The 10743-nt window shown below is 64.0% G+C and carries 8 protein-coding genes; 4 read left to right on the top strand and 4 right to left on the bottom strand.

The features are described from left to right. Positions 1 to 6 precede the first annotated feature (6 nt). Both AC3CBN_RS02735 and AC3CBN_RS02730 read left to right on the top strand, forming a co-directional pair. Positions 7 to 2178 (top strand): alpha-L-rhamnosidase-related protein, encoded by a 2172-nt coding sequence (locus AC3CBN_RS02735; RefSeq protein WP_488636653.1) that lies wholly within the window; start codon positions 7 to 9, stop codon positions 2176 to 2178. Beyond that, positions 2175 to 3662 carry an MFS transporter gene (locus tag AC3CBN_RS02730; protein ID WP_488635290.1) on the top strand — a complete coding sequence of 496 codons (1488 nt, stop codon included), beginning with the start codon at positions 2175 to 2177 and terminating at the stop codon, positions 3660 to 3662. Before AC3CBN_RS02735 ends, AC3CBN_RS02730 begins: the two co-directional genes overlap by 4 nt. 54 nt (positions 3663 to 3716) lie before the next feature. Here the strand turns inward: AC3CBN_RS02730 and AC3CBN_RS02725 are convergent, their stop codons facing one another. Further along, positions 3717 to 4745 (bottom strand): LacI family DNA-binding transcriptional regulator, encoded by a 1029-nt coding sequence (locus AC3CBN_RS02725; protein ID WP_488636652.1) that lies wholly within the window; start codon positions 4743 to 4745, stop codon positions 3717 to 3719. A 394-nt stretch (positions 4746 to 5139) separates the two neighbouring features. After that, positions 5140 to 7920, bottom strand: coding sequence for a DNA polymerase I (polA, locus tag AC3CBN_RS02720; RefSeq protein WP_488635289.1), 2781 nt, complete (start codon positions 7918 to 7920; stop codon positions 5140 to 5142). A 168-nt stretch (positions 7921 to 8088) separates the two neighbouring features. Here polA and AC3CBN_RS02715 point away from each other — a divergent pair, with 168 nt between their 5' ends. Both AC3CBN_RS02715 and AC3CBN_RS02710 read left to right on the top strand, forming a co-directional pair. Beyond that, a complete protein-coding gene (locus AC3CBN_RS02715; RefSeq protein ID WP_488635288.1) occupies positions 8089 to 8577 on the top strand; it encodes a DUF2782 domain-containing protein in 489 nt (162 codons plus the stop codon). A 36-nt stretch (positions 8578 to 8613) separates the two neighbouring features. Then, positions 8614 to 9045, top strand: a complete 432-nt coding sequence (locus AC3CBN_RS02710; protein ID WP_488635287.1) for an EamA family transporter — start codon at positions 8614 to 8616, stop codon at positions 9043 to 9045. A gap of 10 nt (positions 9046 to 9055) precedes the next feature. On the opposite strand, the gene AC3CBN_RS02705 is transcribed toward AC3CBN_RS02710, so the two are convergent. Beyond that, positions 9056 to 9766 (bottom strand): glutathione S-transferase, encoded by a 711-nt coding sequence (locus tag AC3CBN_RS02705; protein ID WP_488635286.1) that lies wholly within the window; start codon positions 9764 to 9766, stop codon positions 9056 to 9058. 78 nt (positions 9767 to 9844) lie between these two features. Beyond that, complete coding sequence (locus tag AC3CBN_RS02700; RefSeq protein ID WP_488635285.1) at positions 9845 to 10726, bottom strand: LysR family transcriptional regulator; 882 nt, start codon at positions 10724 to 10726, stop codon at positions 9845 to 9847. Positions 10727 to 10743: the final 17 nt, after the last annotated feature.

Genomic DNA, 10743 nt, shown 5'->3' with positions numbered 1-10743 from the left:
GCTGCGCTGCTTTTCACGGGACTGGCAAGCGCGGATGTGATTGGCGCGGACGGCAACGTGAGCTGGCAGGGCAAGGCGACGAGCATGAGCGCCAATGCCGACGGCAGCTTCGCCTTGCATTCGCCGCAGGGCGAGCGCCGCATCGACGCGCAGAGGTTCACCGTGCACACGGCCAGCCCGTTGTTCGACGGTCTCTTCGCGATGGCGCAGGACGATCTGCGGCACGATTCGGTGGACGCGATCCAGGACGGCGCCTTCGATCATGGCCAGCCGATTCCCTGCCATTGCTTCAAGACCGGCGACCGGTGGCCCTATGTCTGGACGCGCGACCTGTCCTATTCGGTGGACCTGGCGCTGTGGCGGTTCGATCCCGCGCGCGCGCGCCAGTCGCTGCGCTTCAAGACGTCCGAAGTGCGCGAGCCCTCCGCGCCGCAGGGCCTTTACGTGCTGCAGGACACGGGTTCGGGCGGCAGCTGGCCGATCAGCACCGACCGCATTGTGTGGTTCCTTGGCGCGCGTCACCTGCTCGACGACAAGGCCTTTGCCGATGACACCTGGCGCGCGCTGAAGGACACGCTGGCGCAGGATCGACTGTACGTGTTCGACGGCACGCTTGGCCTTTACCGCGGTGAGACGTCCTTCCTCGACTGGCGCGAACAGACCTATCCGGACTGGACCGCGAAGGACGTGCGTTTCATCGGCGAATCGTTCGCACTGTCCACCAACGTGCTGCACTACCAGGCGTTGCAGTTGGCCGCGTCCCAGGCCGCGTTGCGCCACGACGCATCGGCGGCCGACTATCGCGCGCAAGCCGAGGCGCTCAAGCGTGCGATCAATACGCATTTCTGGCGTGACGACCGTGGCATGTACATGAGCTACGTCGGTCCCCACGCCATGCCCATCGACACCTATGACCTGCTCGGCATCGCGCTGGCGGTGACCAGCGGTGTCGCGGATGAGGCAAGGGCGAAGCGCACGCTCGCGAACTATCCCGCATGGCCCGCCGGCAGTCCGGTGATCTGGCCCGAGCGCAAGAACCAGCCGATCTATCACAATCGTGCGATCTGGCCGTTCGTCAGCGCCTACTCGCTGCGCGCCGCGCGCATGGTGAACGACGCACCGCGCATCGCGCACGAGATGGATTCGCTCCTCCGTGGCGCCGCACTGTCCGCCTCCAACATGGAGAACTTCGAGCTGGCCTCGCAGGCCGTGCACGTCGACGAGGGCGCGCTCAGCGGCCCGGTGGTCGATTCGCCGAGCCAGTTGTGGTCGGTGGCGGGTTATCTCGACATGGTGATCGGCGGTGTGTTCGGCCTGGATGACGCGGGGCGCATCGAACCGAAGTTGCCGGTGTCGTGGATGGCTCCGCTGTTTGGTGACAAGCAGCGCATCACGCTCGACTTGGCCGGCCAGCGCATCATCCTGGTGCGTCCGGAACACGCCGATGGCGATCTGCTGGTTGCCAAGTCGCAGCATCGCCAGGGTGATGAAACCGTAGTCGAGCTGAAGGCAATCCGCTCGGGCGCTGCGCCGCTGCGCACCGATGCACCGCTTTACGCGCCCGCGATTCCAGATGCGCCAGTGGTGTCCACGACAGCGAAGGGCCTCCAGGTGACGTTCGACGGCAAGGGCGTGTTGTATGCCAATGGCCGCCGTATCGGCGCCATCGAAGGAAGTCTCGATGTGCCTGCAACGGATGCCAGGCAGTGCTTCCAGCTCACACGTCTGGGCGAGGGTGGCCTGGAGTCGCTGCCGAGTTTGGCGACCTGCCAGGGCGAGGAGATGCGACTCGCAGGGGCGGGCCCGTGGCAATGGCGCGCAGCGAAGGATGGTAATTTCAGCGTGACGCTGGCTTACTCCAACAACCACGGCCCCATCAACACCGGCATCACGGCGGCGGTCAAGCAGTTGGACATCCGTTGCGATGGTTCGGCACCGCAGCGCGCGCAGGTAGTGATGCCGCACAGTGTGGGCACGCAGCGCGCGACCAGCGCCGCGTTCGCTGCACACGGTGGCGCGTCGTGTCGCATCAGTCTCGAGCAGGGATTCAACATGAGCTTTCTGCGTCACAACGCGCACTACACCGGCGGGCAGGGCGGCGCGAGCGGCCCCTTGAACGAGGCGGACGTCGATGCGTTGCTGGTGGCGCCGCTGCCGGCTGGAAAGGTCACGCCATGAGTCGCAAACCCGAACTGTCGTTCTGGCAAATCTGGAACATGTGCTTCGGATTCCTGGGCATCCAGTTCGGTTTCGCACTGCAGAACGCCAACGTAAGCCGCATTTTCCAGACGCTGGGCGCGGACGTGGGCGACATCCCGATACTGTGGATTGCCGCACCGTTCTCCGGCCTGATCGTGCAGCCTATCGTCGGCTACCTTTCGGACCGCACCTGGACACGCCTGGGGCGCCGCCGGCCCTACTTTCTCATTGGCGCCGTGCTTACCACCCTGGCACTGCTATGGATGCCCAATTCGCCGACGCTGTGGATCGCCGCTGGGCTGCTGTGGATCATGGATGCGTCCATCAACATTTCGATGGAGCCGTTCCGCGCGTTCGTCGGCGATCAGTTGCCACCGCGCCAGCGTCCACATGGCTATGCCATGCAGAGTTTTTTCATCGGCGTGGGTTCGGTGGTCGCTTCGCTGCTGCCGTGGCTGCTCGCCAAGATCGGCGTCAGCAACGTGGCGGGCGAGGGTGGCATTCCGGACACGGTGAAGTACGCGTTCTACCTCGGCGGCGCGGTGCTGCTGTCATCGGTGCTGTGGACGGTGTTGTCCACGCGCGAGTACGCGCCCGAACAACTGATCTCGTTTGCCGATAGCCCTGTCGAGTCGAACGCGATGGACTCGTCGGGTGCCTGGCGTGTCGGTCTGGTGCTGCTCGGCATGGGGGCTCTATTGCTGGTAGCCATCCGCCATTACGCGCTGGAGAAAGAGCTATACCTGCTCGCCGGCGGGTTGCTGCTGTTCGGCGCACTGTTCGCGTGGCTCTCCGGCACGCGCAGCCACGGCATGTTGCAGCAGGTGATGGGCGATCTCTACGGCATGCCCACGTCGATGCGCCAACTGGCCTGGGTGCAGCTGTTCTCGTGGTTCGCACTGTTCGCGCTATGGATCTACACGACTGCTGCCGTTACCTCGGTGCAATACGGCACGACGGATACGCATTCGGCCGTCTATAACGAGGGCGCCAACTGGGTCGGCGTGCTGTTCGCCGCCTATAACGGCTTTGCTGCGGTGGCCGCGGTGGCCATTCCCTGGATGGTGCGTCGCTGGGGATTGCGCATGAGCCATCTGGTGAATCTGTGGCTGGGTGGCGCGGGCCTGTTGTCGTTCCTGCTGATCCGCGACCCGCTTTGGCTGCTGTTGTCGATGGTAGGCGTGGGCTTCGCATGGGCGTCCATTCTCTCGTTGCCGTACGCGCTGCTGTCGGACAACCTGCCCGCCGCGAAGATGGGCGTGTACATGGGTATCTTCAATTTCTTCATCGTGATTCCGCAGCTGCTCGCCGCCAGCGTGTTGGGCCTGCTGCTGCGCCTGTTCTTTCATGGGCAGCCGATCTGGGCGCTGGCCATGGGTGGCGCGAGCCTGGTGATTGCAGGCCTGTGCACGCTGCGGGTAGCTGAGCCCGGCGTACAGCTTTCTCCTGCGCCGGCCAGGTGATCTATCGCATGCAGGAGGGCACGGTGTGCCCTCCTGCATGAAGGCCGATCGCTTTCAGCGTGAGCGCAGGCTCGACTTCCGCACCACCAGCTTTGCAGGCAGCATCGCGCTCTCCGCCGGCTCGCCGTGGATCAGTTGCAGCAGGTTGTCGACCAGTATTTCGCCTGCCAGCTTCGTGTCCTGCAACACCGTCGTGAGCGGCGGATTGACGAAGCTGGCTACCGGGATGTCGTCAAAGCCAGCCAGTGCCACATCCTCCGGCACCTTCATGCCGTGGTCGGCCAGCGCGCGCATGGCACCGATTGCAATAAGGTCGCTGGCGGCGAACACCGCATCGAATTTCACGCCTCGGGCGAGCAACGTTTCCAGCGCGTCGTAGCCCGAGCGCTCGGTGCTCTCGGCGTTCACCTGCAGCAAACCCTCGGCATGCAGGCCAACTTGATCCAGCGCGCGCACATGGCCGCGATAGCGGTCGAAGAATTCGGGGTAGTGGCTGGAGGCATCGCCCAGGAAGGCGATGTGCCGGCAACCCTGCTCGACCAGATGCGCAGTCACCGCATATCCACCGCTAACGTTGTCGCAGCCCACGGACACATCCGGCTGGTCTGGCAGCACGGCACCCCAGCGCACGCAGCAGGTGCCCTGGTCCACCAGTTTCTGCAACTTGTCGCGAGTGGCCAGATAGTCGCCATAGCCAAGCAGGATGATGCCGTCGGCCTTCTTGCTGTCGGCGTAGTCGGCATGCCAGTCGCGTGAGAACTGCTGGAACGAAATCAGCAGGTCGTAGCCGCGTTGCGCGCTGGCACGCGTGATCGAGCCCAGCATGGAAAGGAAGAACGGGTTGATGTGCGAGTCGTCCGCGGTCGGATCCTCGAACAGCAGCAGCGCCAGCGTGCCGGTGTGCTTTGCGCGCAGACCGGAGGCGTTCTTGTCGACTTTGTAGTTGAGTTCGTCGACCGCCGCCTGGATGCGTCGACGCGTCTCCTCGTTTACCAGCGGGCTGCCGCGCAATGCACGCGACACCGTGGACTGGGAGACCCCTGCCAGGTGAGCAATATCGAACGAGGTAACTTTTCCTTTGATCTGCACGCAGCCACGACCTTTGAGTCAATGCCGGCCGCGCTCCCTGTGGCCAGACGGTAGGCGCAGATCCTAGCGGCTTGCGCGTCCGCTGTCCTTTCAGTTGGCTGCGTGCGGGCAGAAAAAAGCCCCGAGGATTAGGGGGGAATCCTCGGGGCCGGGGTGGAAGCGAAGCCCAGGGGAGAGGTTCGCTTACCGGTTGGCTCATCCAGGGAGGTGGTGAGCCGTTTGGATGCCGTTGCGTGCATCCAGTAACTAAGAACGCGCGGCGCGGCAAAAGTTGCACGCGCCAGTGCAGTTTTGGTTAGCGGCTGTTCATTTGACGAAATTCGAACATTTGGATCGAGGAGCACCCGCGTTTAATGCGTAGTCCCAGCCTTCGCTGGGACGACGATCGTCAATGCGCCTCATCCCAATTGGCGCCCACTCCAGCTTCTACCAGCAGCGGCACCGACAGCGTCGCGGCGCCGGACATGCGCTCAATGACGCCGGCGCGTACCGCCTCCACCGCGTCCTTGCGCACCTCGAATACCAGTTCGTCGTGCACCTGCATCAGCATGTGGGCGTCGTCGCGCTCCTTGAGCCAGCTGTGCACGGCGATCATGGCGCGCTTGATGATGTCGGCGGCGGTGCCCTGCATGGGGGCGTTCACCGCGGCGCGTTCGGCACCGGCGCGCAGGGCCTGGTTGCGGGAGCTGAGATTTTCCAGGTACAGGCGGCGGCCGAACAGGGTTTCCACGTAACCATCACGGTGGGCCTGCTCGCGGGTGGCTTCCATGAAGGCGCGCACGCCCGGGTAGCGCGAGAAGTAGCGGGCCATGTAATCGTTGGCCTCGCCGCGGTCCACGCCCAGCTGGCGGGCCAGGCCGAACGCGCTCATGCCGTACATCAGGCCGAAGTTGATCGCCTTGGCAGCGCGACGCTGGTTGGCGCTGACTTCTTCGGGCTTGAGGCCGAACACCTCGGCGGCGGTAGCGCGGTGAACGTCTCCGCCTTCGTGAAACGCCTTGAGCAGACCTTCGTCGCCGGACAGGTGGGCCATGATGCGCAACTCGATCTGCGAATAGTCCGCCGCCAGCACCGCCCAGCCTTCCGGCGCCACGAAGGCCTGTCGGATGCGCCGGCCTTCCTCGGTGCGCACCGGGATGTTCTGCAGGTTGGGATCGGACGATGACACGCGGCCGGTCGCTACCGCGCCCTGGTGGTAGCTGGTGTGCACGCGGCCGGTGCGCGGGTTGACCGTGTGGGCCAGCTTGTCGGTATAGGTGGAACGCAGCTTGGCCAGGCCGCGGTAGTCCAGGATCAGGCGTGGCAGCGGATGGTCGTCGGCAATGGCCTCCAGCGCTTCCTCGTTGGTGGAAGGCTGGCCCGTGGGCGTCTTCAGCTTCGCGCGCAGACCCAGTTCGTCGAACAGGATGGCCTGCAGTTGCTTGGGCGAATCGAGGTTGAATTCGCGGCCCACATTTTTCCAGGCTTCCTGCTGCAGTTCGAGCATACGCTTGCCGAGCTGCTGGCTCTGCTTGCGCAGTTCGCTGACGTCGATCAGCACGCCGCGTTGCTCCATCGCTGCCAGCACCGGCACCAGCGGAATCTCGATGTTCTCGTAGACCGACTTCAGAGCAGGGATGCTTTCCAGCTTCGGCCACAACGCATGATGCAGACGCAGCGTGATATCGGCGTCCTCGGCGGCGTAGCGGCAGGCGGTATCCAGGTCCACCTGCGAGAACGAAATCTGCTTGGCACCCTTGCCGGCCACTTCTTCGTACTTGATGGTGTCGTAGCCGAGATATTTCTTCGACAGCGAATCCATGTCGTGGCGCGTGGCAGTCGCGTTCCACACGTAGGACTCCAGCATGGAGTCGTGTTGCAGTCCCTGCAGCGCGATGCCGTAGTGCGACAGGATGTTGATGTCGTACTTGGCGTGCTGGCCGATCTTGGGCCGGCTCGCGTCCTCGAAAAAAGGTTTGAGCGATGCCAACACGTGATCGCGCGGCAGCTGCGCCGGCGCGCCCGGATAGTCGTGGGTCAGCGGCACGTAGCAGCCATGGCCCGGTTCCACCGACAGGCTCAGGCCGACGATATCGGCCTGCATGGAGTCGATGGACGTGGTTTCCGTATCGAAGGCGACCAGTGGCGCCGTGGCGATCCTGGCCAGCCAGGCGTCCAGCTGAGCCTGCGTGGTGACCAGCTCATATTGGCCCTGCATGTCCAGCGCGGGCGTAGCGGGCTCCTGCAGGAGCGCACCCTGTGCGCGACCGGCCAGTGTCGCAGCGTCGGAAGATATCGCTTCGCCCGGGTCGCGCACAGGGTGCGCTCCTGGAACAGCGGTGGCGACTTCGTTGTCGAGCTCCTTCAGCCCGGCCTTGAATTCGTAGCGCGTGAACAACTCGCGCAATTGTTCCAGGTGTCTCTCGCGCAAGGTGAGCGAAGTGACTCCCTGATCCAGCGGTACATCCGTCTTGATCGTCACTAGCTCACGCGACAGCGGCAGCCGCGGCAACGCCTCGCGCAGGCTCTCGCCGATCTTGCCGCCGATCTTGTCGGCGTTGGCGATGAGGTTGTCCAGCGTGCCGTACTCGGCAAGCCATTTTGCGGCGGTCTTGGGGCCGCACTTGGGCACGCCTGGCACGTTGTCGACGGTGTCGCCGGTGAGCGACAGGAAGTCGACGATCTGGGTCGGCTGCACGCCGAATTTCTCCATCACCCCATCGCTGTCGGTGGTGGTGTTGGTCATGGTGTTGACCAGGGTGACGCCCGGCCGCACCAGTTGGGCAAGATCCTTGTCGCCGGTGGAAATCTCCACCTCGATGCCCAGCGCATGCGCCGCTTCGGTCAGCGTGCCGATCACGTCGTCCGCTTCCACGCCACCTACGCGAAGGATCGGGAAGCCCAGCGCGCCGACAATGGCAAGCATGGGATCCACCTGTGCGCGCAGGTCGTCGGGCATCGGCGGGCGATTGGCCTTGTACTGGTCGTACAGCTCGTTGCGGAAGGTGGGCCCGGGTGCGTCGCTGACAAAAGCCACGTAGTCGGGCTTCGCCTTGAGCGTGGCGCGCAACATGTTGACCACACCGAACAGCGCACCGGTGGGCTCGCCGTGTGAGTTGCTCAGCGGCGGCAGGGCGTGGAAGGCGCGGTAGAGGTAGGACGAACCATCGATGAGAGTGAGCTTGGCCATAAAGTATTCTCGCATGCGTGCGCAGACCGCGCCGGCGACGGTCGTTCAGGCTCGTCGTAAGCGCTTGGCCCGGCTGTTGCGTTGTTGCAAGTGGCGAGGCACACAGTCGCTTCACAAGCAGTGCGGTTTCGCGCTGCTATGCTTTGATTTCATCAGGAGGCCGTCATCATGAAACCCGTCGCATTGCTTGTTGTTCTTGGTGTAGCGGTCGCATCGAATGCGTTGGCCCAGTCGGCCAGCCAGTTCCCGCCAGCACCGCCGCCGCCGGGCATGAACGATCCAGGCGTGAAGGCCGTGGCGCCACCGCCCGCTCCTGCTCCGGCACCATCGACGAAGTCGCCGCAGCCCTCCGCCGATACCGCTGCCACGATGAGCCAACCAGCCACGGCGCAGCAGCCCCGCGACGCGCGAGGCAGCGCGCCGCCGCAGGTCACCGTACGCACGCAGGGTGATGAAACCGTCCAGGAATACCGCCGCAGTGGCCAGCTGTACATGGTGGTGGTGACGCCCAAGGGCGGCATTCAGCAGACTTATATGGTCGACCAGAAGGGTGCGTGGACCAACCAGGCCGGCGAGCCGGTGAAACCGGTGATGTACAAGGTCATGGAGTGGGGCAAGAGCAAGTCCGCTGAAGATCAGGACAATGGCGGCCAGTAAGCCGCGACGCTCAAGCCCAGCTTCCATGGAACGGGCATGAACCTGCGCGAGAGCTGGCTGCTCTTCGCGCTGGGTTCGGCATTCTTCGCTGCGCTCACGGCATTGTTCGGCAAGCTGGGCGTGGCGGGTATCAACTCCAATCTCGCCACTTTCATCCGCACGGTCGTGATCCTTCTGGTCACCGCCGGCATTCTCAGCCTGCGCCAGGAGTGGGCAAAGCCGACCGGGCTGCCCATCAGCAGCTGGGTGTTCCTGGTGCTTTCCGGCATCGCCACCGGCCTGTCGTGGCTGTGTTACTACCGCGCGTTGCAGCTGGGCCCGGTGAGCAAGGTGGCACCCATCGACAAGCTCAGCGTGGCCATTGCCATCGTGTTCGGCGTGCTGCTGTTGGGCGAATCGCTTAGCTGGCCGCTGGTGATCGGCGGCGGCCTGATTGTGGCTGGCGCCATCGTGATCGCGATCTTCTGAAGCGCTACGGTTAGGCGTCTTCCAGTTCGGGATAGTGGCGAAAAATGCCGTCTTCGTTGAAGGGAATGCGCCGTTCCGACCCAAGATAGATCGCGATGCGCGGCCGCTCCGATACACGCTCGCTGAGCGCGCGAAGGTGTGTGGTGTCTCGGCGCAATCCATTCATGGTGCGCGGAAAGGCATAGTCCAACCCCGCCACCAGCTGGAACAGCGAGAGATCCACATACGAATGACGTTTGCCAATGGCGTAGCGTCCGTCGCCGCGCGCAAGTATCTGCTCGAAGTAGCCCAGGTACTTGGGAATACGATGCCTGCGGAACGAGGCGGCGCGCTTGCGGGCCTCCTGGCGCTGGTCCTCGTAGTAATCCTCGATCGCGATCGGGTGATGCGTGTCGTGCGCTTCCAGCACGATGTCGCAGATGGTGAGTTGCAGTTGCAGTGCGTAACACTGGCTGGCACTCGACGCCGGCACCAAACCATGGTGTGGCGCGAGAAAGGCGAGGATGTTCGCGGTCTGCGCGATCACCTGCCGTCCCGCGCGCAGGAATGGTGGCGCAAACGGTTGCGCGCCCGCCTGTTCACCGCGCAGGAACGGCATCATGACGTGGTCGCCCTGTTCACGCGCAACATCGACATAGTCTGCGCCAGCGTCTTCCAATGCCAGTCGCACAAACTCTCCGCGGCCCTGGATGCCAGTCCAGTAGTACAGCTCATAGCGCATCGTCGAAAATCTCAATGAGAACGTGCCAAGGCTAGGTCGCGTTCGTTCAAGAGAGTGTGATCACCAGCCGCGACGACGTCATCGCTCCGCCGTCTGTGCACGCAGGCGTTCCCACACCAATGACGCCAGTGGCGACAACGAACGCTGGCGGCGCTTCAGCAGCACCACGTCACGATGTTCCACCGGCGTCAGTGGGCGCGACACCAGCGTCGATGGTGGGGGCGACAACGCGGGGCTCACGCTGATGCCGAGCCCTGCTTCCACCATGCGGAAAGCGGTGTGCGTGTGGCCAGTCTGCTGCACGACGTTCGCCTCAATGTTGCGGCTAGCCAGCGCCTGATCGATCAACCGGCGACTGCCTGAGGAATAGTCGAGCAGGATCAGCGGATGCCCACGCAGTTTGCGCCACGGCACGCGGTCCAGTGCGGCAAGCGGATGATCGGGCCGGCACACCAGCACGAAGGGATCGCGCAGGATCAGCGCGCTGTCGAACTCGCCTGTGTCAGGTGGTTCGATCGCTAGCCCGAAATCCACTTCGCCACCGCGCACGCTGTCGAGTACCAGTGTCTGCGCCTGGTCGTGCAACTGGATAGTGAGCTCGGGATAGCGCCCGGCGCAGTCGGCGATGCACAGCGGCATCAGCCCCGCCGACAGGGTGGGCACCGACGCCACGTGTACCTTGCCGCGCCGACGTTCGCTTTCGGAATGAACGTGGGTGAGCACGCCCTCCAGTTCGTCCAGCACGCGGCCCATGGCGTTTTCGAGATAGCGGCCCGCCTCGGTGGGCACCACTTCGCGGGTATTTCGATCGAACAGCTTCAGGCCAAGCTCCGCTTCCAGCTCAGCGATGTGCCGGCTTACCGCGGGCTGGCTCAGATGCAGGCTCTCTGCGGCCCGACGGAAATGCTGCTGACGCGCTACTGCGAGAAATGCCCGGAGCTGGCGTAGGCTGATATTCATAACAAGATCATATCAAT

Source organism: Dyella sp. OK584 (assembly GCF_057787755.1).
The sequence above is the reverse complement of the archived record's forward strand: the minus strand, read 5'-3'. Positions and strand labels throughout refer to the sequence as shown.